Genomic DNA, 22234 nt, shown 5'->3' on the forward strand with positions numbered 1-22234 from the left:
GCCTGTGTCTGCGCGTGCGCCTGCGTCAGATCTCGAACTGCGGCTGCAATTCGCGGATGCGCTTGATGGCCACGCCGGCCGCAGCGGTGCGCGTCTCCACGCCGAGCTTCACGTACACCCGCTCCAGGTGCTTCTTGGCCGTGGCCGGACTGCTGCCCAGGATCTCGCCGATGTCCTTGTTGGTCTTGCCCTTGACCACCCAATACAGGACCTCGGCCTCGCGCGCCGTGAGCTTCAGGCTCAGGCTCATGGCCTCGATCACCGCGGTGCCGGACACCTCGCGCATGATGATCATCCACTCGTCGCCGTCGTCGTCGCTGCTGGTCTGCTGGTGCAGCCGCAAGGTGAGACTGCTGGCACCCAGCGCGATCGACAGCGCCGGCGGCTCGATGCCGCGCTGCCGCGCGTCCGGCGTATGGCTGCGCAGCCATTCGAGCACCGCCGGTGGCGTCTCGGGCGCGCGGGTGTCGCAGTAGCGTTGCAGCAGGTCGCGCGCGAGCGCCGTCTGCCAGATCAGCCGGCCTTCGGGCAGCCGCACCGTGATGCTCGCGTAGCCGAAGGCATCGAGCGCGTTGCGCGCCTGACCGGCCTGGCGCGCGTCCTGCCGTGCGCGGCGCGCGCCCTGCAGGTGCACGTTCATGCGCGCCAGCACTTCCTTGGGCTTGATGGGCTTGGTGACGTAATCGACCCCGCCGGCCTCCAGCGCAGCCACCAGATGTTCGGTCTCGGTGAGCCCGGTCATGAAGACGATCGGGATGTGCGCCGTGGCCGCGTCGGCCTTGAGACGGCGCGCCACCTCGAAGCCATCGATGCCCGGCATCATCGCGTCGAGCAGCACGATGTCGGGCCGCGCCTGCGCGGCACGCTGCAGCGCCTGCTCGCCGCTGGTGGCGATGAGCACGGTGTAGCCCGATTCGTCGAGCGCGTCGTGCAGCACCGCAAGGTTGTCGGGCACGTCGTCGACGATCAGCACGAGGTCGCTGTTGGCGCCGTTCCCGCGCAGGGTGCGTGCCAGGGGGGCCGGGGTGTTGCTCATCGGGTCACCTCCGCCAACGCCCGCGCCATCGCCTCGAACTGGAACCGGCGCGCCAGCGCGCGCTGCGCCTCGGTCCATGCCATGCACTCCGGTTGTTCGGTGTCGATGTCGTCGAGCTGGTTCATGATGCCGCGGAAGTAGCCCAGGCTCACCGCTTCGTCGAGTGCGCAGAGGCGCTCGCGGGAAGGCGCCTTCATCGTCTTCGGCGCGGCGGGCGGGGGTGCTGCGGCGGCGGTGTCGGTCCACCTGAGGCCGAGCCGCCGCTCGAGCCAGTCGAGCAACTCGCTGTGGCGCACCGGCTTGACGAAGAAGTCCTCGGGCGCAATGCCCACGTCGTTGTCCAGCCCCTTGTCGAAGGCGTTGGCCGAAACGATCGCCACCGCCGCTTCGGTCAACCCCAACTTGCGCGCGCGGCGGATGGTCTCCCAGCCATCGATGCCCGGCATGGCCAGGTCGACGAACATCGCGTCGGGCCGGTAGCCGGCGGCGATCAGGTCCAGCGCGTCGTGCCCGCTGGCCGCGCTGCGCAGCTCGAAGCCCAGCGGCGCGAGCACGTGGCCGAGCAGGTCGCGGTCGGCCTCCTCGTTGTCGACCACCAGCAACCTGCGGCGCTCGCCCTCGTAGCCGCGCCGTGCGCGCTGCACCGGCGCCGGCCGGCTCGCGCCGCCCGCCGCCTCGTGCACGCGCGGCAGGAACAGCCGCACGCAGAACAGCGAGCCCACGCCCGGCGTGCTGCTCACCTTCATCTCGCCGCCCATCAGGTCGGTCAGCATCTTGGCGATGGTCAACCCGAGACCGGCGCCGGGCGCCGCCGACGCACCGGCCGTGTTGCCGCGCGCGAACGGTTCGAAGATCCGCTCGATCTCGCTGGCCGGCATGCCGGGGCCGGTGTCCTCGATCTCCACGGAGGCGAACTCGCGCGCATAGGCCAGCCGCAGCGTGACCTGCCCCGCCGCGGTGAACTTGATGGCGTTGCCCAGCAGGTTGATGAGGATCTGCAGCACGCGCTTCTCGTCCGCGCGCACCACCTCGGGCAAGACGCCGGCAGCCTCGAAGCGGAACTGCAGGCCTTTCTCGGCCGCCTGCAGCTCGAACATGTCGGCCAGCTCGCGCAGCGTGTCGGCAAAGCGCATCGGTTGCGCATGCAGCGTGAGCTTGCCGGCCTCGATGTGCGCGATGGCCAGCGTGCCCTCGATGAGCGACAGCAGGTGCTCGCCGCCGCGCTTGATGACCGCCACCGCCTGCTGGCGGTGTGGCGGCACCGAGTGGTCTTCGCCCATCAGCTGCGCATACCCCAGGATGCTGTTGAGCGGCGTGCGCAGCTCGTGGCTGATGGCGCTGATGTAGCGGCTCTTGGCCTGGTTGGCCTGGTCGGCCGCCTGCCTGGCGTGCTCGGCAGCGAGCTTGGCCTGTTCCGCGGTTTCGCGCGCCTCGTCGGCGGCCTGCTTGGCGGCCTGCAGCGCACGGTCGGTCTCGCGGTGCAGTTCGATCTCGCGCACCAGCAGATGGGTCTGGCGGTTCGATTCCTCCTGCGCCACCTTGCGGCTCTGGTGCGCCAGCACCAGCCACCACGCGACGATGCCCGCGATGACCAGCAGCGCCATGTAGGCCTTGAGAAAGCCCGAGCGCAGCGACAGCTTCTGCACGCCCGCCAGCGCCGCGGCCACGTCGGTCTCCGACGCCAGCTCGAGCGCGCCTTCGCCGAAGGCACGCAGCTCCTGCTGGTACAGCACGCCGAACACCACGGCCAGCAGCGGCACGATCACCAGCATCAGCAGCAGGAAGTGACCCAGGCCGGTGTCGAGGTAGCGCCAGCTGCGCCGCGGCAGCAGCCAGCGCAGCACGGCCGACCATTGCGCGGACAGGCTCGCATGCGGCTTGCACAGGTCGCCGCAACGCGCGTCGAGCGTGCAGCACAGCGAGCAGATCGCGCCCTGGTAGGCCGGGCAATGCGCCATGTCCGGCCCTTCGTACTCGCGCTCGCAGATCACGCAGTGCTGCGCCTTCAGGCGCTGGTAGCTGCCGCTTTCCTCATGCGGCTCCACGCGCGCCCAGCGCACTGCGCGAGGCCCTTCGGCGGGTGCGAAGGCCAACGCGCCACGGGCCTCGTCGGAGCCGCGCGCCAGGTAGTACTTGCCGCCGGTGGCCCAGGCCAGCAGCGGCGAGGCCACGAGCGCAGTACCGAGCGCGATGAGTGCCGAGAACGCCTGCGCCAGCGGCCCGAACACACCCAGGTGCGCAGTGATCGACAGGACCGAGGCCAGCGCCATCGCGCCCACGCCCACCGGGTTGATGTCCCACAGGTGCGCGCGCTTGAACTCGATGCCCGGCGGCGAGAGCCCCAGCGGCTTGTTGATGACGAGGTCGGCCACCACTGCCATCATCCAGGCGATGGCGATGTTGGCGAACAGGCCGAGTACGTCGCCCAGCGCCTCGAACACGTTCATCTCCATCAGCATGAAGGCGATGAGCGCGTTGAACACCACCCACACCACGCGCCCCGGGTGGCTGTGCGCCACGCGCGAGAAGAAGTTGCTCCAGGCCAGCGAGCCGGCATAGGCGTTGGTCACGTTGATCTTGAGCTGCGAGATCACCACGAACAGCGCCGTGGCGGCCACCGCCCAGCCGTAGTTCGGAAACACGTATTCGTAGGCCGCCAGGTACATCTGGTTGGGGTCGACCGCGCGGTCGGCCGGCACCATGTGCGTGAGCGCGAGGTAGGCCAGCAGCGCGCCGCCGAGCATCTTGCACACGCCCAGCACCACCCAGCCCGGCCCGCCCGCCAGCACCCCGGCCCACCAGCGGCGTGCCGTGCCGGCGGTGCGCGCGGGCATGAAGCGCAGGTAGTCGGCCTGCTCGCCCATCTGCGTGATCAGCGCGATGCCGACCGTGAGCGCCGCGCCAAACAGGTGCAGATTGAAGCCTTGCGTGCCGGGACGCACACCGTTGTAGTGCACGATGCCTGCGAACGCACCAGGATCGCGCACCAGCACGTAGCCGAAAGGCACCACCAGCATCAGCAGCCACAGCGGCTGCGTCCACAGCTGCAACCGGCTGATGGCCGACACCCCGTGCGTGACCAGCGGAATCACCACCAGCGCGCACACCAGGTAGCCCCAGACCGGCGGAATGCCCAGCGCGAGCTCGAGCGCGTAGGCCATCACCGCCGCCTCGAGCGCGAAGAAGATGAAGGTGAAACTCGCGTAGATCAGCGAGGTGAGCGTGGAGCCGATGTAGCCGAAGCCCGCGCCGCGCGTGAGCAGGTCCATGTCGACGCCGTAGCGCGCGGCGTACACGCTGATCGGCAGGCCCGCCAGGAAGATGATGAGCCCGGTCGCCAGGATCGCCCAGAAGGCGTTGGCAAAGCCGTACTGCACCAGCAGCGTGGCGCCGACCGCCTCCAGGATCAGGAACGAAGCCGCACCGAACGCGGTGTTGGCCACCCGCCATTCGGACCACTTGCGAAAGCGCTGCGGCGTGTAGCGCAGCGCATAGTCTTCGAGCGTTTCGCTCGCGACCCAGCTGTTGTAGTCGCGCCGGACCTTGACGATGCGCTGGGGGGCGTCGTCGGGAGGCAGGGGCGGGGCGTCGGGATTCACACCGAAAAGGTGCATCTTTCATGCCTGGTCTCTGGCTCGCCCCCAGGCTGCGTGCACTTCGTGCCGCTTCTCCTTCCCCCGACCGGGGCGGGCCGGCCGCTTCGGGCGGCCGTGCGCGGCAGGCCCCTTGAACAGAACGGCACGACTGTTGCAAAGAAGCCAGCCTGCCCATAATGGCCGACTCCTCCCGCCACCCGATGCCGCTCCCATGGAACTGACCCCGCGCGAAAAAGACAAGCTGCTGATCTTCACCGCGGCGCTGCTGGCCGAACGCCGCAAGGTGCGCGGGCTGAAGCTCAACTACCCCGAGGCCGTCGCGCTGATTTCCGCCGCCGTGATGGAAGGCGCACGCGACGGCAGGAGCGTGGCCGAGCTCATGAGCGACGGCCGTGCCGTGCTCACCCGCGCCGACGTGATGGACGGCATCGCCGAGATGATCCCGGACATCCAGGTCGAGGCTACCTTCCCCGACGGCACGAAGCTCGTGACCGTGCACCAGCCCATCGTCTGAACCCGATTCCAGAACAAGAAAGAAAGAACTTTCATGCGCATCGCGAAGACCCTCCCCCTCCTTGCCACCCTGCTGCTGCCGCTGGCCGCCAGCGCCCACGTCGGCGTCGACGGCGGCATGCACCACGGCTTCGCCACCGGCTTCCTGCACCCGCTGACCGGTGCCGACCACCTCGCGGCCATGGTCGCGGTGGGCTTCTGGAGCGCCCTGGCCGCGCGCCGCGCCTGGCCCGACCTGCTGTGGGCGCCGCTGGCCTTCGCCGGCATGCTGCTGGCGGGCGCTCTGATGGGCCTGGCCGGCGTGCAGCTGCCCGCAGTCGAACCGATGATCGCGGCTTCGCTGCTGGTGCTGGGGCTGCTGGTCGTCACGCGCGTTCACCTGCCGGCTGTTGCCGCGATGGCGGTGGTCGGCGCGTTCGCCGTGTTCCACGGCGTGGCGCACGGCTACGAGCTGGCGAGCGAAGAAGGCGCCGCCCTCACGCTGGCCGGCATGGTCTGCGCCACCGTGCTGCTGCACGCCGCCGGCATCGCGCTCGGCTGGGCGCTGCGCCACGCCAACGCTTGGCTGCCGCGCATCGCAGGCGCCGCCGTGCTCGGCCTCGGCGCGACGCTGCTGGCGCAAGCCATCTGAGGCCGGCCACGATGATTCCCGGCGAACTCCTCACCGGCGACGGCGAGCACACGCTCAACCCCGGCCGCCGCACCCTGACCCTGGTGGTGCAGAACACCGCCGACCGCCCGATACAGGTCGGCTCGCACTATCACTTCGCCGAGACCAACGGCGCGCTCGGCTTCGACCGCGAGGCCGCGCACGGCATGCGGCTGAATATCGCCTCGGGCGCCGCGGTGCGCTTCGAGCCGGGGCAGCAGCGCACGGTCGAGCTGGTCGACTTTTCCGGCGATCGCATCGTCTACGGCTTTCGCGGCCTCGTTCAAGGGAAGCTCTGAAACATGGCCACCATCGGGCGACGCGCCTATGCGGAAATCTTCGGCCCCACCGTCGGCGACCGTGTCCGTCTTGCGGACACCGAACTGCTGATCGAGGTCGAGGCCGACTACACCCTTCGCGCCGGCGGCTACGGCGAAGAGGTGAAGTTCGGCGGCGGCAAGACCATCCGCGACGGCATGGCACAGTCGCAGCGCACCAGGGCGCAGGGTGCCGTCGACACCGTGCTGACCAACGCGCTCATCCTCGACCACTGGGGCATCGTCAAGGCCGACATCGGCCTGAAGGACGGCCGCATCGCCGCCATCGGCAAGGCCGGCAATCCCGACGTGCAGCCGGGCGTGGACATCGTCATCGGCCCCGGCACCGAGATCATCAGCTGCGAAGGCAACATCGTCACCGCCGGCGGCATCGACAGCCACATCCACTTCATCTGCCCGCAGCAGATCGAGGAGGCACTGTCCTCCGGCGTGACCACCATGCTCGGTGGCGGCACCGGCCCCGCCACCGGCACCTTCGCCACCACCTCCACGCCCGGCCCGTGGCACATCGAGCGCATGCTGCAGGCGGCCGACGCCTTCCCGATGAACCTCGGCTTCCTCGGCAAGGGCAACGCCAGCCTGCCCGACGCGCTGCACGAGCAGATCGAGGCCGGCGTCATCGGCCTGAAGCTGCATGAAGACTGGGGCACCACGCCCGCGGCCATCAGCAACTGCCTGGACGTGGCCGACGCCACCGACACGCAGGTGGCCATCCACAGCGACACGCTCAACGAATCGGGCTTCGTGGAGAACACCATCGCCGCCGTGGGCGGGCGCGCCATCTGCGCATTCCACACCGAAGGCGCGGGCGGCGGCCATGCGCCCGACATCCTGCGCGTGGTGGGCGAGGCCAACTTCCTGCCCTCGTCGACCAACCCGACGATGCCCTACACCGTGAACACGCTCGACGAGCACGTCGACATGCTCATGGTGTGCCACCACCTCGACGCCGGCATCGCGGAGGACCTGGCCTTCGCCGAGTCGCGCATCCGCAAGGAAACCATCGCCGCCGAGGACGTGCTGCACGACCTCGGCGCGATCAGCATGTTCAGCTCCGACAGCCAGGCCATGGGCCGCGTGGGCGAGGTCATCATCCGCACCTGGCAGACCGCGCACAAGATGAAGCTGCAGCGCGGCACCCTGCCCGAGGACAGCGAGCGCAACGACAACTTCCGCGCGAAGCGCTACGTGGCGAAGTACACGATCAACCCCGCGATCGCCCATGGCATCGCGCACGAGGTGGGCTCGCTGGAAGTCGGCAAGTGGGCCGACATCGTGATCTGGAAGCCGGCGTTCTTCGGCGTGAAGCCCTTCACCATCCTGAAGGGCGGCACCATCGCCATGGCCGCCATGGGCGACCCGAGCGCGTCGATTCCCACGCCGCAGCCGGTGCACTTCCGCCCGATGTTCGGCGCCTACGGCGGCTCGCTCGCGAAGAGCTCGCTCACCTTCGTCTCGCAGGCCGGGCTGGCCTCGGGCATCAAGGAGCGCTACGGTCTGGCCAAGCACCTGAGCGCGGTGAAGAACATCCGCAACGTGCGAAAGAAAGACCTGATCCACAACGGCTACGCGCCGAAGATGGAGATCGACGCCCAGACCTACGCGGTGCGCGCCGACGGGCATCTGCTGACCTGCGAGCCGGCGAAGCTGCTGCCGATGGCGCAGCGCTACTTCCTGTTCTGAATGTCAGCTGCTGCGCGGCGCGAGATGATGGCGAATCCACTGGGCAAAGGACGCCTCGTCGATCTCCCCGGCCGCGAGGCCGAGCGTCTTCATCACGCACGCTTCATCGGACGCGAGAAGGTCGAACCCGTTGAGCGCCAGGAAGGTTTCCATCGCGACGAACGCGGTTCGCTTGTTGCCATCCACGAACGGGTGGTTGCGGGCGATGCCGAATGCGTAGCTCGCGGCCAGCGTCGCCGCATCGGGCGACTCGTACGTGGCCCGGTTCTGAGGCCGGCCCATGGCGGATGCCAGCATTCCCTCGTCACGCACGCCACCGGGGCCGCCATGTTCGGCGAGTTGTTCTTCGTGCACGAGGTGCATCACTTCCAGGCTCAGCCAGACCCACGGCTGGTTGGCCGCGCTCACTTGGCGAGCTCGCGCAGCACGTTGCGCCGCTTCTTCATGACGCGGCGCGCCGCTTCCATCTGCCGCTCGAATTCATCGTCGTACGGCGTGATGGTGACGCCGCCGTTGGCGGCCTGGGTGAGGTAGACGGTGTCGCCCTTGCCGACGTTCATGTTCGCCAGAACTTCCTTGGGCAGGATGACGCCCACGGAGTTGCCGATCTGGGTCAGTTTGAGGGCGGACATGGGGCGCTCCGTGGAACAGAAGTTATAACGAGCGTTATATTAGCCCGCCTCATTTGGAGCCGCAACCCGACATGCTCACCGCCAACAAACTCATGCCCCAGGGCCGCGGTCTCGCGCCTGTTCTTCTCAAGCGCGCCGCCACCATCGAACTCGACTGGGACATCCGCCAGAAGAGCCGCTTCGACGCCACCGACTCGCAGGGTCGCCAGATCGGCGTGTTCCTGCCGCGCGGCACGCCCGTGCGCGGGGGCGACGTGCTGGTGGCCGAGGACGGCTCCCTGGTGCGCGTGATCGCGGCGCCGCAGCCCGTGCTGCGCATCACGCACTGCACCGCGCACGGCACGCCCTTCGACCTGACGCGCGCGGCCTATCACCTGGGCAACCGGCATGTGCCGATCGAGCTCAGGCCCGACCACCTGAAGATCGAGCCCGACCATGTGCTGGCCGACATGCTGCGATCGATGCACCTGATCGTCGTGGCGGTCGAGGAAGCCTTCGAACCCGAGGGCGGCGCCTACGGGTCGCACGAGCATTCGCACGGCGGCGGCCACGGCCATGACCATGGGCATTCGCACGGAAGCAGCGGCAAGGGGCCGAAGCCGCTCGTGCTGGCACCGGAGCTGCTGGACGATCACGGCCATTCGCATGGCCACGACCATGGCCACGGCCACCACGACGGGCACTCGCACTGAGATGAAGCGCGCACAGGCTGAAAGCACCCATGCCTGACCCGGCTGCGGCCTCGAGCCTCCTGCAGCTCATCTGGCTCGCCTCGCCCGCGCTGCCGGTCGGCGGCTTCTCGTACTCCGAGGGCGTCGAGGCCGCGGTGGAATGGGCCGGCATCGATTCCGAATCGCGCGCGGCCGAATGGCTGTCCGACCAGCTCCACCTGGGCTTCGCGCGCAGCGACCTTGCGCTCTTCGCGCAGGCTGTCACCGCCTGGCGCGCGAGCGACAGGCTGCGCATCCAGGCGCTCAACGAATGGGTGATGACGACGCGCGAATCGGCCGAGTTCCTGCTGCAGACCGAGCAGATGGGCCGCTCCTTCGTCGAGTGGCTCAAGCTGCACCACGCCGACACCGCCGAGGTGTTCGCCGGCCTGCCCGCGAGCTATCCCGTGGCGTTCGCCTTTGCGGCAAGCCGCACCAGCGCCCCGGTGCACGACTGCTGCCTGGCCTTCGCCTTCGGCTGGGCCGAGAACATGGTGGGGGCGGCCGTCAAGGCGGTGCCGCTGGGCCAGAGCGCGGGGCAACGCATCCTGGGCCGGCTCGCCCAGGAGATCCCCGATGCGGTGACCCGCGCCACGGGCCTCTCCGACGAAGAACGCCAGGCCTTCACCCCGCTGCTGGCGGTGCTGTCGGCGCGCCACGAAACCCAATACTCCCGCCTCTTCCGAAGCTGAACCAAACTACCTGCCATGACCTCCGCCCTGCACCACATTCCCCATCGCACCAAGAAACTGCCGCCGCTGCGCGTGGGCATCGGCGGTCCGGTGGGTTCGGGCAAGACCACCCTGCTCGAGATGCTCTGCAAGGCGATGCGCGACAAATACGACCTGATCGCCATCACCAACGACATCTACACGAAGGAAGACCAGCGTCTGCTGACCGTGGCCGGTGCGCTGCCGGCCGAACGCATCATGGGTGTGGAAACGGGCGGCTGCCCGCACACCGCGATCCGCGAGGACGCGTCGATCAATCTCGAGGCGATCGACCGGATGCTCGAAGACTTTCCGGATGCCGACGTGGTGTTCGTCGAGTCGGGCGGCGACAACCTCGCGGCCACGTTCAGCCCCGAGCTGTCGGACCTGACGATTTACGTGATCGACGTGGCGGCCGGCGAGAAGATCCCGCGCAAGGGCGGCCCGGGCATCACCAAGAGCGACCTCTTCGTGATCAACAAGACCGACCTCGCACCCTACGTGGGCGCCAACCTCGATGTGATGGAGCAGGACACGCAGCGCATGCGGCGCCAGCGTCCCTACGTGATGACGAACCTCAAGACGCTCGCGGGCGTCGCCGAGGTCGTGGCGTTCATCGAGGAACGCGGCATGCTGGCCGCGGGCTGATCGACGCGCACGCCCGGCGCCTCGGCCGCGCCTCAGGGCAGGCCGAGGTAGATGCGCAGGTCGTCCTTGACCGTGCCCGCCGAGGCCACCGCGGTGCGAAGCCGCTCCTCGCTCACGCCGAACCACTGCGTCCAGTAGTCGACCTCCTTGAGATCGGTGACGTCGATGCGTTCGTCGTCCTGGGGAATGCGGATCTCGCTCGTCGGGCTCATGTCGTTCTCTTCGCGCATCGTCTGCTCCTGAAGGCTTGAGGGGGTGTTGAAGGGGGGTGCGAACCGGCAGGAAAGGCAGTTTCCACGTCGGCCCCGACCGTCCAGCCGGACGACTCCGACGCGCCGTGCAGGACATCGCCCCATCTGCCCGCCATGCGGCGCCGTCCTGCACGCGGCACGGTGGCTTCGGTGCTTGAATTCGGCCAAGAACCCTTCTTTCACGGAGACGAACCATGGAGCCTGACCACCAGCGGTTGCTGAGCGTGGGCGTGCCGGGGCTGAACGACGTACTCGGCGGCGGCCTCGAACCCAACCGGCTCTACCTGCTCGAAGGCACGCCCGGCGCGGGCAAGACGACCATCGCGATGCAGTTCCTGCTCGAGGGCGCCGCGCGCGGGGAATCGGTACTGTACGTCACGCTGTCCGAAACCGAGCAGGAGCTGCGCGGCGTGGCAGCCTCGCACGGCTGGGACATCGGCAGCGTCCATGTGCGCGAGATGCTGCCCACGCAGGACAGCCTGCAGCCCGAGGAGCAATACACCATGTTCCACCCCTCGGAGGTGGAACTGAGCGAAACCACGCTGCGCATCCTGAGCGACGTGGAAGTCATCAAGCCTTCGCGCATCGTGTTCGATTCGCTGTCCGAGCTGCGGCTGCTGTCGGGCACCTCGCTGCGCTACCGCCGGCAGATCCTGGCGCTCAAGCAGTTCTTCGCCGGGCGCCAGTGCACCGTGCTGCTGCTGGACGACATGACCGCCACCGAGCACGACCTGCAGGTGCAGAGCATCGCGCACGCCGTCGTGCGGCTGGAGCAGTCGAACTCCGACTACGGCGCCGCGCGCCGCCGCCTGCTCGTGGTGAAGTACCGCGGCCAGCCGTTCCGGGGCGGCTACCACGACTACAAGATCCACCGCGGCGGCCTGCAGGTGTTTCCGCGCCTGGTGGCGGCCGAGCATGTCAACGACACCGCACAGACCAAGCTGCCCAGCGGCATCGAGGCGCTCGATGCGCTGCTGGGCGGCGGCCTCGAAAAAGGCACGAGCACCCTGCTCGTCGGCGCGCCGGGCACGGGCAAGTCGTCGGTGGCGGCGCAGTTCGCCATCGCGGCGGCCGAGCGCGGCGAAGCGGCCGCGCTCTTCATCTTCGACGAGAGCGTCAACACCTTGCGCACACGCAGTGTCGGCCTGGGCATGACGCTGGAGCCCCACCTGCAGTCGGGCCGCATCCGCATCAAGCAGGTTGACCCGGCCGAGCTTTCGCCGGGCGAGCTGGTGCACGAGATCCGCGTGGCGGTGACGCAGCACGGGGCGAAGGTGATCGTCATCGACAGCCTGAACGGGTACCTCAACGCGATGCCCGACGAGCGCTTTCTGATCGTGCAACTGCACGAGCTTCTCACCTACCTCGGGCAGTCCGGCGTGGCCACGCTGCTGGTCGGCGCGCAGCACGGGCTCATCGGCATGCAGATGCAGACGCCGGTGGACGCCAGCTATCTCGCCGACGCGGTGGTGCTCCTGCGCTACTACGAGGCCGACGGCGAAGTGCGCCAGGCGATCTCGGTGCTCAAGAAGCGCGGCGGTGCGCACGAGCGCTCCATACGGGCCTTCTCGATGGACGAGCGCGGGCTCAACGTGGGCGAGCCGCTGCGCCATTTCAGAGGCATCCTGACCGGCGTGCCGGTGCCGATCGACGGCTTCGCCACGCCTGCACGGTGACGGACACTCCCACGGTCCAGGATCCGCAGCTGCGCGTCCTGATGCGAACGGCCACCGTGAAGGACGCCACGATGGCGTCCGCCGTGCTCGCGCAGTCGGGCATCCAGACGCGGGTATGCAGCGGCTTGTCCGAGCTGCTGGACGAAATCGGCCACGGCGCCGGCGCGCTGCTGGTGTCCGAAGAAATGCTCGCGGGCAGCGGCGCCGCTGAACTTGCCGCCGCGGTGGCGGACCAGCCCCCGTGGTCCGACCTGCCGGTGCTGATCCTCGCGCGCCAGGGCGCCGACTCGCGCGCCATCACCACCGCCATGGAAGGCATGGCCAATGTCACCGTGCTGGAGCGCCCCATCCGCGTGGCCTCGCTGGTGAGTGCGCTGCGCAGCGCGCTGCGCGCCCGGCGGCGGCAGTACGAGCTGCGCCGCATTCTGGAGGACCTCAACGAGGCCGACCGGCGCAAGACCGAATTCCTCGCCACGCTGGCGCACGAGCTGCGCAACCCGATGGCGCCGCTGAGCACCGCGCTGGCCATTCTCAAGCGCAAGCCGCTCACCCCGGAAACCGCGCAGCCCTACTACGAGCTGATGGGCCGCCAGCTCGACCACATGGTGCGCCTCGTGAGCGACCTGATGGAGGTCTCGCGCATCACGCGCGGCAAGATCGAGCTGCAGCTGGACGATCTCGCGCTCGACCAGGTGATCCGCGGCGCGGTCGAGCTCAGCCGCCCGCTGATGGACGCCGGCCGCCACACGCTCGAGGTGCACATCGCCGACGAGGCGCTCGCCGTGAAGGGCGACAACGTGCGGCTCACACAGGTGTTCGCCAACCTGCTGAACAATGCGGCCAAGTACACGCCCGAGGGCGGGCGCATCGACGTGTTCGTCGAGCAGGATGGGCTCGGCCACGCGGTGGTGCGGGTGAAGGACAGCGGCGCGGGCATTCCGGCCGCCATGCTCGAAGCGATCTTCGACATGTTCATGCAGGTCAGCGGCACCGCGCGCGCCGCGCAGGGTGGCCTGGGCATCGGGCTCACGCTGGTCAAGAGCCTGGTGGAACTGCACGGCGGCACGGTCGGCGCGGCGAGCGAGGGCGCCAACCGGGGCAGCGAATTCACGGTGTCGCTGCCGCTGCTCGACCATGGCGTACGGGCCGGCGCGATGGCCGCCCCCCCGGAAGACACGATGGCGGCGCAGCACCGCATCCTGGTGGTGGACGACAACCGCGACGCCGCGGAGTCGCTCGCGGCGCTGCTGGGCCTGCTGGGCGCGCAGGCGGCCGTGGCGTTCAGCGGCACGGAAGCACTGGCGAAGGCCGAGCACTTCCAGCCCTCGGTCGCCATCCTGGACATCGGCATGCCGGGAATGGACGGCTGCGAGCTGGCGCGGCGCCTGCGGGCGCATCCGCAGCTGCACGGCATCGGGCTGATCGCGCTCACGGGCTGGGGCCAGCCCGATGACCGGCTGCGCATCGCGCGCGCCGGCTTCGACCATCACCTGCTGAAGCCCGTCGACGTGAACGAGCTGGCGGTCGCGCTGCACCGGCTCGACGGGCACGGCATCGCCTGAGGCCGCTGCCCGAGGCCGGCGGCAGCCTTTCTTCCGCTATCGCGCGCCTCTGCGAGCCAGAGGGTTTGCGCAGCTCAGAGCTCGCTGCCGTCGCGCAGCTGCCGGGCCTTGTAGACCAGGCGCACGCTGGCACGGCGCGGATCGCTGACCTGCTGCACGTACACGTCGGTGTCGCTGCTGACCCATGCTGCGTAGGCGCTGCCAGGGTCGCGCGAAGCGAGTTCTGTGCCGAACGCACCGCGGCCCCACTGCACCAGGGCCGCAAAGGCCGAGGCGCCGCTGTCGGGCGTGGACTGCGCCGCAGCCACGTACTCGACGCGGCGCAGCTGCGAAGCGGCGAAGAAGAAGGTGGGTTCGAACAGCAGCCCGGCCATCTCGACGGGCGCCGCGCGCCAGTTGCCGACCAGCCCGCCGCTCAGGCGTTGCGGCCGCTGCACGCGCTCGGCGGCAGGCAGCGCGGCCTGCAGTTCCTCCGCCGACATGCCGAGATGCACGCCCGGCGGCAGCGCCTGTGCATGCAGCGCACCGGCGACAAGGACCGCGCCACTGGCGGCGAAGGAACGAAGAAGGGTCAGGGAGGCAGGGAGGCGCACGTTCGGCATCGGGGAAGAAGGCAGCGGAACCATGGGACCGCGAGTATGACGCGGAGTTCCGTTCGCCGCCCTTCCCCCATTTCAAGGGCTTGCCGGTTCGCTTCAGTCCTCGACGAAGGCTTCTTCGCGCTTGGCCTTGACCGAAGGCAGCAGCACCACCACGAGCAGCAGCGCGGCGGCGGCCAGCAGGCCCGCCGAGAGCGGCCGCATGACGAACACGCTCCAGTCGCCGCGCGACAGCAGCAGCGCGCGCCGCAGGTTCTCTTCCATCATCGGCCCGAGGATGAAGCCCAGCAGCAGTGGGGCCGGCTCGCACTTCAGCTTCAGGAACAGGTAGCCCACGATGCCGAAGATCGCGACCATCCACACGTCGAAGGTGTTGTTGTTCTCCGAATACACGCCCACCGCGCAGAACAGCACGATCGACGGGAAGAGCCACTTGTAGGGAATGGTCAGCAGCTTGATCCAGATGCCGATCATCGGCAGGTTCAGCACGATCAGCATCAGGTTGCCGATCCACATCGAGGCGATCAGGCCCCAGAACAGTTCGGGGTTGCTGGTCATGACCTGCGGACCCGGCTGGATGTTGTGGATCGTCATGGCACCGACCATCAGCGCCATCACCGCATTGGGCGGAATGCCCAGTGTCAGCAGCGGGATGAAAGAGGTCTGCGCGCCGGCGTTGTTGGCCGACTCGGGGCCGGCCACGCCGCGGATGTTGCCCTTGCCGAAGGGCACTTCGCCCTTCTTCAGCTTCATCTTCTTCTCGATCGTGTAGGCCGCGAAGGCCGACAGCAGCGCGCCGCCGCCGGGCAGGATGCCCAGTGCCGAACCCAGCGCCGTGCCGCGCAGCACCGCGGGCGTCATGTCCTTGAAGTCCTGCTTGGTGGGCCACAGGCCCTTCACCTTCGCGGTGAACACCTCGCGCTCATGTTCCGGCACGGCCAGGTTGGCAATGATCTCACCGTAGCCGAACACGCCCATGGCGATCGCGATGAAGCCGATGCCGTCGGTGAGCTCCGGAATGTCGAAGCTGTAGCGCGCCACGCCCGAGTTCACGTCGGTGCCCACCAGGCCCAGCGCCAGGCCGAACAGGATCATCGTGATGGCCTTGAGCAGCGAGCCCGAGGCCAGCACCACGGCGCCGATCAGGCCCAGGATCATCAGCGAGAAGTATTCGGCAGGGCCGAACTTGAAGGCCAGTTCGGTCAGCGGCGGCGCGAAGGCGGCCAGGATCAGCGTGCCCACGCAACCCGCGAAGAACGAGCCCAGGCCGGCAGCGGCGAGCGCCGGTCCCGCCCTCCCCTTGCGCGCCATCTGGTAGCCGTCGATCACGGTCACCACCGACGAGGACTCGCCGGGCAGGTTCACCAGAATCGCGGTGGTGGAGCCGCCGTACTGCGCGCCGTAGTAGATGCCGGCCAGCATGATGAGCGCCGACACGGGCGGCAGCGCATACGTGGCTGGAAGCAGCATCGCGATGGTCGCGACCGGGCCGATGCCCGGGAGCACGCCGATCAGCGTGCCCAGCAGGCAGCCCACGAAGGCATAGACGAGGTTCTGCGCCGTGAAGGCGACGCCGAAGCCGATCGAGAGGTTGGTAATCAGGTCCATGTGTCTTGTCTTGTTCTTCTGCGAATCAGCCTGCGATGAAAGTCGGCCACACCTGGAACTGCAGCTTCAGCGCGACCACGAAGGCCAGGTAGCTGCCGAGCGCGAGGATGGTCGCGAGCGCGGTCACGCCCTTCCAGCCGAAGTTGTCCCCCGCCAGGCTGGCGATGAAGGTCAGCGCGTAGATCGCCACGATGAGGCCCATCGACGGCAGCCCGATGCTGGGCAGGCCGCCGAGCAGCACGCCGAACGTGAGGTTGGCGCCGATGATGAACACCAGCGGTTTCCATGCGATGCGCCCGATGGGCTCGCCGTCTTCCGTCTCGACGCTGAGCGCCTTGAGCGTGATCGCCACGCCCATGAGGGCAATGAGGACGCCCACGATCAGGGGAAAGTAGCCGGGCCCCATGCGGGCGCCGGAGCCGACGTTGTAGGTCGTGGCGCCCCATGCGAAGGCCACGCCGAAGGCGCTGAAAAGCACGCCCGAGCAGAAGTCTCTCTGACTCTTGATTCTCACCGTTGATGTCTCCTGGAACTGCGTTGATTGGCACGGGTTGTGCGCCGAGCGATCCTAGGAATTCAAGGCTTTCCTGTGTATGAACAAAACATTGCCGTTCGGCAATGTGGCGGGCGCGCGCGTGGCGCTCAGTCGTCCGCCGTCGGCAGGTCGATGCATGCGCGCAGGCCGGGGCGCGCGTCGCCGAACGCCAGCCGGCCGCCGTGCAGCGCGACCACCGCCTTCACGCTCGCCAGCCCCAGGCCGTGGCCCGGCGTGCGGCGGTCGAGCCGGTGGAAGCGCACGCCGATGCGCTCGTACTCGGCCGGCGGAATGCCGGGCCCGTCGTCCTGCACGAAGAGCTGCGCGCGCCCGTCCACCGTGTGCGTGCCGATGCGCACCGTGGCGCCGGTGCGGCCGTTGGCGGCGTACTTCAGCGCGTTGTCGAGCAGGTTGGCCGCGGCGCCCGCGAGCAGGTCGCGGTCGCCCAGCGCCAGGGCCATGTCGGCCGGCTCGCGCAGCAGCGTGATGCCCTGCATCTCGGCCACCGCCTCGTACAGTTCCGCCACGTCGTCGGCGATCACGTGCAGTGCTACCGGCGCGAACTGCTGCCGCCGCGCGCCGGCCTCGACCTCCGCGATCTGCAGCAACTTCTCGAACACCACGGCCAGTTCCTCGAGTTCGCGGATGGCGGTGGCCACGGCCTCGCGCTGCGGGTCGTCCGCCGCCAGGCCGGTTTCCGCCGAGCGCAGCCGCACCAGCACGCGCGTGAGCGGCGTGCGCAGGTTGTGCGCGATGGTGTTCGACACGTGCCGCACGCCGTCCATCAGCGACTGGATGCGGTCGAGCATCGCGTTGATGTCGTGCTCCAGCAGGGCGAACTCGTCTTCCTGGCCCTGCTGGCCGGAGCGCGCCACGCGTTCCTGCAGCTCGCCCGCCGCGATGCGCGCGGCCGTGCGCCGCACCGCGCCCACGCTGCGTTCCAGCTCCTGCCGGAACACGAAGGTGCCGCCGATCAGCAGCAGCACCGCGACGATGCCCGCCGCCGCGCTGGCGCTGGCCACCAGCGATTCGATCGACTCCTGGTCGCGCAGGTCGTGGCCCACCACGAGCTGCCCGCCGTCGGGCAGCGGCCGCATCACCAGGTAGGCGATGACGGTCTGCCCCGCGCGCACCACTCGCCGGTGGACGCCATCGCCCGCGTCGGGCGACTGCGACGGCACCTGGTCGAGATTGCCCGCGAGCTTGCGGCCCTCGCGGTCCGTCAGCAGGTAGATCTCGTTGTCGGAATTGCGGCCATCCGACAGCGCGTTGGCGATCTCTCCGGCCACGCCGTCGGCGCCGCGCGCGTCGTAGCGCACCATGAGCTGCTGCGTGCTCGCGGCCACCTGCCGCACCATGCGCTGCTGCAGCACACCCACCGTCTGCATGTAGACGATGGCGAGCGCCGCGAGCATGGTGATGGCCACCAGCAGCCCGTAGTAGAAGGCGAGCCGGAAGCCGACCGAGCGCCAGAGCTGGCGCAGGGTGCGGATCATTGCGGCGGCGCCAGCGTGTAGCCCACGCCGCGCACGGTGTGGATCAGCGTGGGCGCGCCGCCGGCATCGAGCTTGCTGCGCAGGCGGCTGACCTGCACATCGATCACGTTGGTCTGCGGGTCGAACTGGTAGTCCCACACGGCCTCGAGCAGCATCGTGCGCGTGACCACCTGCCCCGGATGCATCATGAGGTAGGCCAGCAGCCGGAACTCGCGCGGCTGCAGCGCGATGGGCCGGCCGCCGCGCTCGACCTGCCGGCGCGCGAGGTCGAGCGTGAGGTCGGCCACCTGCAGCGTGCGGATCTCGGGGCCGGTGCGCGAACGGCGCACCAGCGCCTCGGCGCGCGCCGCCAGTTCGGAGAAGGCGAAGGGCTTGGCCAGGTAGTCGTCGCCGCCGGCCTTGAGGCCGCGCACGCGCTCGTCGAGCGCGCTCAGCGCGCTGAGCACCAGCACCGGCGTCTTCCTTCCGAGCGCGCGCATCGTCGAGAGGATCGACAGGCCGTCGACCTCGTTGGGCAGCATGCGGTCGAGGATGACCAGGTCCCATGTCTCGCCCGTCGCGCGCGCGAGTGCGTCGGCACCGTCGCGGCTGATCACGGCCACATGGCCGAGCGCGCGGAAGCCGTCCGCGATGTAGCGCGCGTTGTCGGCGTCGTCCTCGACGATGAGGCAGCGCCAGATGGCGGTGGGACCTAGCACTTCGGTGCCACACCCGCGCGAGGGGTGCACTGGGCCGCGAAGCGGGCCGGGAACGAAGAAGGCGATTCGGCGAAGGACTGCGTGCTGGAGCTCATGGCGAAGGAGTCTGGCGGCCGCCACCCGTCCGGGCGCCGCCGCCGGCCATCCTAGCCGCGATTGGAACAGGAGGGGCACGGCCGCTTCATTACCGTTTGTCCATGTTCGGCCCGTGGCGGGTTAGAGCGTGTTCACGCCCCAGGCCTGCAGCGGCAGTCGCAGCGTGAGGCCGAGCACGCCGCCCGCATGGGGCGCGGAATAGATGCGCCCGCCGTGATGGCTCGCGATGCGCTCGCAGGCGCGCGCGGCACCCGCCGCCGCGGCGTGCGTGCCGTCGAAGAACTTCGCGAGCGCCGGCCGTGCATCGTCGGCCTCGAGGTCGCGCCAGTGGATCACCGCCTGCGCGCCCTGCACCCGCGCGGACACCTGCAGCGTGGCGCCGGCGCGCATCACGCTCGCCGCGTAGGCCGTGACCTTGGCGAGCAGTTCGCGCAGTTCGGCTTCGATCCCGAGCACGGGCACGGCGTCCGGCGGCAGCTGGACGTCCAGTCGAATGGCCTGGCATCCAGCGCCGCCCGCGGCGGCGTCGAGCAGCGGGCGAAGGTCCTGCACGCGGCTGGCGTCCTGGCGCCGACGCACATCGTTCCTGGCCTGCTCGGCGAGTTCGCGGGCCTTGGCGCCTTGCCGGGCACCGGCAACGAACAGCGCCCCCATCAGGAAGAGCACGCCGCCCAGGCCGAGAAGCACCACGCTCGCGATGACCGCGCCGAGATTGCCGGACTGCAGCTGTGCCGAAGCCATCAGCGCGCCCCCGGCGCCTGCGCGTCGGGTTCGCCCGGCGTGCAGCGTGCGTCGCACATCTCGCGCGCGGGCGGTGGCCTGCGTGCGTCGCCGAAGGGCATCGGACCGCCTTCGGCGCGGAAGCCATGCGGCGGCGGGCGGTGGAACATCGGTGGCGGCGGGGGCAGCATGATGCAACCCGTGAGACCGGCAGCCGCGAGGGCGCCGGCGAAGAGCCTGATTCGGTTCATTGACAACTCACTGCTGGAAGAAGGAGGCCGCGCGGGAAGCGACGCGGCGGGCAAAGGGCGTGCGCCCTTTGCGCTTGCGACGCATCGCTTCCGCGCGATGCGGACCACGCGTCAGAACGCGTGGCGGATGCCGAAGTCGTAGCCGGTGGAGGAGCGCGGCACGCCGCTGAAGCCCACCACCGCGCTGCCGTAGCCCGCCGTGCTGGCCGACACCAGGCTGCCCGTGTAGTTGGCGTCGTTGCGGTTGTTCACCCGCGCCACCGTGGCGTACAACGCCGTGCGCCTGGACAGGTTGTGCACGTAGCCGATGGCCAGCTTCTGCGCGCGCGGGTCCTCGCCCGTGATGCCGGCCGCGCCTTCGTTGTAGCGCACCACCGAGTACGACGCGCGGATCAGGCCCGCACCCACCGGCACGGTCGCACCGATCAGGTAGCCGTCGTAGCTGTCGTGCGTGTTCGCCAGCGCGGTGTCGAACTTGTTCTTCACGTTCGAGAGCTCACCGAACAGCTTCACCGGACCGAAGTCGTACGACGCGCCGAGGTTGACGGTCTGCACCTTGCGCTCCAGCGCGGCGGTGTCCACCGCGACGTTCTGGCCCACGGCCAGCGCGACGTCCAGCGGGCCGTTGGCATAGCCGAAGCGTCCGCCGACGTAGCGCCCGGCGCTGCTGCTCGTGGCCGCGGTGGTGGTGGTCGCGTCCGTGCTGGTGTTCTCGTGGAAGCTGTACTGCAGCTGCCCGTAGAAGCCGCCCAGGTTCGGCGGCAGGAAGTAGCCCACCATGTTGCTCGCGCGCACGTAGTTGGCGTTGTTGATGGTGGTGTTGCCGCCCACCGTGCTGATCAGGTTGGTGCCCGAGCCGTTGGTGCCGAACGGGTCGAACACGGTGTCGTTCCAGAACGTGGCGGTGTAGTCGCGGCCCAGGCGCAGCTCGCCGAAGCCACCCGACAGGCTCACGGTGGAGCGCCGGTTGAAGGTGCTCACGCCGGTGGCGCCGTCGTCGTTGGTGATGGGCGCTTCGAGCCAGAAGCTCGCGGCCAGGCCGCCTCCGAGGTCCTCGGTGCCGCGAAAGCCCAGGCGGCTGGAGTTGTAGCCGGAGTTGCCCAGGCTTGTCTTGCTTTGCTTGACCGACGCGCCCGTGATCGCATCGCGTGCGGTGGCCGACTGGTAGGTCACGCCGGCGTCGACGACACCGAACAGCGTGACGGACGATTGGGCAGAGGCCAGCCCGCAGACGGCCAGGACAGCGAATGCCGTGAGGGTTTTCTTCATTCAGGTTTCTCCGGTTCCGGCGGCCCGCCATCGAGCAGCCGGCACGCATGGTCCCGTCCAAATTCGGAGGAATCTTGTGAATGCCGCGTCTTTGCACGGAATGTTGCTTGCGGGCACGCTGCTCGCGCATGCCGGCACATGCCCGCACGCGCCCCGCGCGACTGGCGGACACATCTCGTACGAAAAGTCTCCCAAAAGCCGCGCGATGCTCGGCGGCCGAAGGAGTCACACATGACCATTGCATTGCAAGGCGGCATCGCCTCGTCGCTGGGCGCGCAGCAGCTCGCCAGCGCTTTCAGCCCGGCCTTTTCGCACCTGCGGATTCTTCGCAACCTCGTCATTCCGATGCCCGAGGGGCATGCGGTGCGCACCGCGCGCATAGACGCGGTGCTGGTGTGCGAGACCGGCGTCTACCTGTTCGAGATCAAGGCGTGGCGCAACGCCTTCGTCTACCGCAAGAAGTCGGACCAGTCGCCGCCGCGCTGGTTCCTGCGGCTCAACGGCTGCCAGAACGCGCGCGAGGTGAAGGACCCCGCTTGGCAGGGCGGCCGCAAGACGGCGCAGCTGCGCGGCCTGCTGCCCGACGACCTGCGGCTGCAGTACTTCGTCCTGCTGCCGTGCGAGGGCATCGAGCTCGAAGGCGTGATGCCGGCGGCCGTCATCACGCAGCAGGACCTGCCCTACATCGCACGGCTGGTGCGCAACAACGGCCGCACCGCGCGCACCTACCGGCTGCTCGACGCGCAGGCCATCGACCGCACCGTGGAGCGGCTGCTCGAGATCCAGGGCGACCTGTCGCTCGAGGACCACCTGCAGAACTGCCGCGAGCGAAGCGGCTTCGCAGCATCATCGGCCAGCACCGGCACGCCTTCGCGCTGGACAGGCGCAAACGCCATGGGGTTGCAGTAACGTAAAGACACGCTACAGCCCCGCCGATGCCGGGGAAGTCCCACATTTC

The 22234-nt window shown here is 69.1% G+C and carries 23 protein-coding genes; 10 read left to right on the forward strand and 13 right to left on the reverse strand.

Features of this window, described 5'->3' with window-relative positions:
• Positions 1-25 precede the first annotated feature (25 nt).
• Both AACL56_RS23240 and AACL56_RS23245 read right to left on the reverse strand, forming a co-directional pair.
• A complete protein-coding gene (locus AACL56_RS23240) occupies positions 26-1036 on the reverse strand; it encodes a response regulator transcription factor (RefSeq protein ID WP_339092151.1) in 1011 nt (336 codons plus the stop codon).
• Positions 1033-4650 carry a hybrid sensor histidine kinase/response regulator gene (locus AACL56_RS23245; protein WP_339092152.1) on the reverse strand — a complete coding sequence of 1206 codons (3618 nt, stop codon included), beginning with the start codon at positions 4648-4650 and terminating at the stop codon, positions 1033-1035. The genes AACL56_RS23240 and AACL56_RS23245 overlap by 4 nt, the downstream gene beginning before the upstream one ends.
• 193 nt (positions 4651-4843) lie before the next feature.
• Here AACL56_RS23245 and AACL56_RS23250 point away from each other — a divergent pair, with 193 nt between their 5' ends.
• The 4 genes from AACL56_RS23250 to ureC are packed head-to-tail and all read left to right on the forward strand — an operon-like array spanning position 4844 to position 7815.
• On the forward strand, positions 4844-5146 hold the full coding sequence (locus tag AACL56_RS23250; protein WP_339092153.1) for an urease subunit gamma: 303 nt from the start codon (positions 4844-4846) through the stop codon (positions 5144-5146).
• Positions 5147-5179: 33 nt separating this feature from the next.
• A complete protein-coding gene (locus AACL56_RS23255; protein ID WP_339092154.1) occupies positions 5180-5776 on the forward strand; it encodes a HupE/UreJ family protein in 597 nt (198 codons plus the stop codon).
• 11 nt (positions 5777-5787) lie between these two features.
• On the forward strand, positions 5788-6093 hold the full coding sequence (locus AACL56_RS23260; RefSeq protein WP_339092155.1) for an urease subunit beta: 306 nt from the start codon (positions 5788-5790) through the stop codon (positions 6091-6093).
• A 3-nt stretch (positions 6094-6096) separates the two neighbouring features.
• Positions 6097-7815 carry an urease subunit alpha gene (ureC, locus tag AACL56_RS23265; RefSeq protein WP_339092156.1) on the forward strand — a complete coding sequence of 573 codons (1719 nt, stop codon included), beginning with the start codon at positions 6097-6099 and terminating at the stop codon, positions 7813-7815.
• A 3-nt stretch (positions 7816-7818) separates the two neighbouring features.
• Here the strand turns inward: ureC and AACL56_RS23270 are convergent, their stop codons facing one another.
• On the reverse strand, positions 7819-8223 hold the full coding sequence (locus tag AACL56_RS23270; protein WP_339092157.1) for a type II toxin-antitoxin system death-on-curing family toxin: 405 nt from the start codon (positions 8221-8223) through the stop codon (positions 7819-7821).
• Entirely contained in the window at positions 8220-8447 is a 228-nt protein-coding gene (locus tag AACL56_RS23275; protein ID WP_339092158.1) for an AbrB/MazE/SpoVT family DNA-binding domain-containing protein, read from the reverse strand. The genes AACL56_RS23270 and AACL56_RS23275 overlap by 4 nt, the downstream gene beginning before the upstream one ends.
• 71 nt (positions 8448-8518) lie before the next feature.
• Between AACL56_RS23275 and ureE the strand changes: the two genes are divergently transcribed.
• The 3 genes from ureE to ureG are packed head-to-tail and all read left to right on the forward strand — an operon-like array spanning position 8519 to position 10515.
• Positions 8519-9139, forward strand: a complete 621-nt coding sequence (gene ureE / locus AACL56_RS23280) for an urease accessory protein UreE (protein WP_339092159.1) — start codon at positions 8519-8521, stop codon at positions 9137-9139.
• 29 nt (positions 9140-9168) lie between these two features.
• Positions 9169-9849, forward strand: coding sequence for an urease accessory protein UreF (locus tag AACL56_RS23285; RefSeq protein ID WP_339092160.1), 681 nt, complete (start codon positions 9169-9171; stop codon positions 9847-9849).
• A gap of 15 nt (positions 9850-9864) precedes the next feature.
• Complete coding sequence (ureG, locus tag AACL56_RS23290; protein WP_339092161.1) at positions 9865-10515, forward strand: urease accessory protein UreG; 651 nt, start codon at positions 9865-9867, stop codon at positions 10513-10515.
• 32 nt (positions 10516-10547) lie between these two features.
• On the opposite strand, the gene AACL56_RS23295 is transcribed toward ureG, so the two are convergent.
• The gene (locus AACL56_RS23295) at positions 10548-10745 is read right to left on the reverse strand and encodes a DUF3606 domain-containing protein (protein ID WP_339092162.1); all 198 of its coding nucleotides are present in this window, start codon (positions 10743-10745) and stop codon (positions 10548-10550) included.
• 215 nt (positions 10746-10960) lie between these two features.
• Here AACL56_RS23295 and AACL56_RS23300 point away from each other — a divergent pair, with 215 nt between their 5' ends.
• Entirely contained in the window at positions 10961-12442 is a 1482-nt protein-coding gene (locus AACL56_RS23300; protein ID WP_339092163.1) for an ATPase domain-containing protein, read from the forward strand.
• Positions 12439-14004 carry a hybrid sensor histidine kinase/response regulator gene (locus AACL56_RS23305; protein WP_339092164.1) on the forward strand — a complete coding sequence of 522 codons (1566 nt, stop codon included), beginning with the start codon at positions 12439-12441 and terminating at the stop codon, positions 14002-14004. Before AACL56_RS23300 ends, AACL56_RS23305 begins: the two co-directional genes overlap by 4 nt.
• A 74-nt stretch (positions 14005-14078) precedes the next feature.
• On the opposite strand, the gene AACL56_RS23310 is transcribed toward AACL56_RS23305, so the two are convergent.
• The 8 genes from AACL56_RS23310 to AACL56_RS23345 form a co-directional block, all read right to left on the reverse strand.
• Positions 14079-14630, reverse strand: coding sequence for a hypothetical protein (locus AACL56_RS23310; protein WP_339092165.1), 552 nt, complete (start codon positions 14628-14630; stop codon positions 14079-14081).
• 69 nt (positions 14631-14699) lie between these two features.
• The gene (locus AACL56_RS23315; protein WP_339092166.1) at positions 14700-16211 is read right to left on the reverse strand and encodes a tripartite tricarboxylate transporter permease; all 1512 of its coding nucleotides are present in this window, start codon (positions 16209-16211) and stop codon (positions 14700-14702) included.
• Between the two features lie 25 nt (positions 16212-16236).
• Positions 16237-16725 carry a tripartite tricarboxylate transporter TctB family protein gene (locus tag AACL56_RS23320; RefSeq protein WP_339092167.1) on the reverse strand — a complete coding sequence of 163 codons (489 nt, stop codon included), beginning with the start codon at positions 16723-16725 and terminating at the stop codon, positions 16237-16239.
• 128 nt (positions 16726-16853) lie between these two features.
• The gene (locus AACL56_RS23325; RefSeq protein WP_339092168.1) at positions 16854-18242 is read right to left on the reverse strand and encodes a sensor histidine kinase; all 1389 of its coding nucleotides are present in this window, start codon (positions 18240-18242) and stop codon (positions 16854-16856) included.
• Positions 18239-18922, reverse strand: coding sequence for a response regulator transcription factor (locus tag AACL56_RS23330; RefSeq protein ID WP_339092930.1), 684 nt, complete (start codon positions 18920-18922; stop codon positions 18239-18241). Before AACL56_RS23330 ends, AACL56_RS23325 begins: the two co-directional genes overlap by 4 nt.
• A 234-nt stretch (positions 18923-19156) precedes the next feature.
• Positions 19157-19777: an ATP-binding protein gene (locus AACL56_RS23335; RefSeq protein ID WP_339092169.1), complete on the reverse strand. Its 621-nt coding sequence runs from the start codon at positions 19775-19777 to the stop codon at positions 19157-19159.
• The gene (locus AACL56_RS23340) at positions 19777-20007 is read right to left on the reverse strand and encodes a hypothetical protein (protein ID WP_339092170.1); all 231 of its coding nucleotides are present in this window, start codon (positions 20005-20007) and stop codon (positions 19777-19779) included. The genes AACL56_RS23335 and AACL56_RS23340 overlap by 1 nt, the downstream gene beginning before the upstream one ends.
• A 111-nt stretch (positions 20008-20118) precedes the next feature.
• On the reverse strand, positions 20119-21276 hold the full coding sequence (locus AACL56_RS23345; RefSeq protein WP_339092171.1) for a porin: 1158 nt from the start codon (positions 21274-21276) through the stop codon (positions 20119-20121).
• A gap of 231 nt (positions 21277-21507) precedes the next feature.
• Here AACL56_RS23345 and AACL56_RS23350 point away from each other — a divergent pair, with 231 nt between their 5' ends.
• Positions 21508-22185 (forward strand): nuclease-related domain-containing protein, encoded by a 678-nt coding sequence (locus AACL56_RS23350; protein ID WP_339092172.1) that lies wholly within the window; start codon positions 21508-21510, stop codon positions 22183-22185.
• The last annotated feature ends 49 nt before the right edge of the window (positions 22186-22234 follow it).

It is taken from the genome of Variovorax paradoxus, assembly GCF_902712855.1.
GTDB classification, from domain to species: Bacteria; Pseudomonadota; Gammaproteobacteria; order Burkholderiales; family Burkholderiaceae_C; genus Variovorax; species Variovorax paradoxus_Q.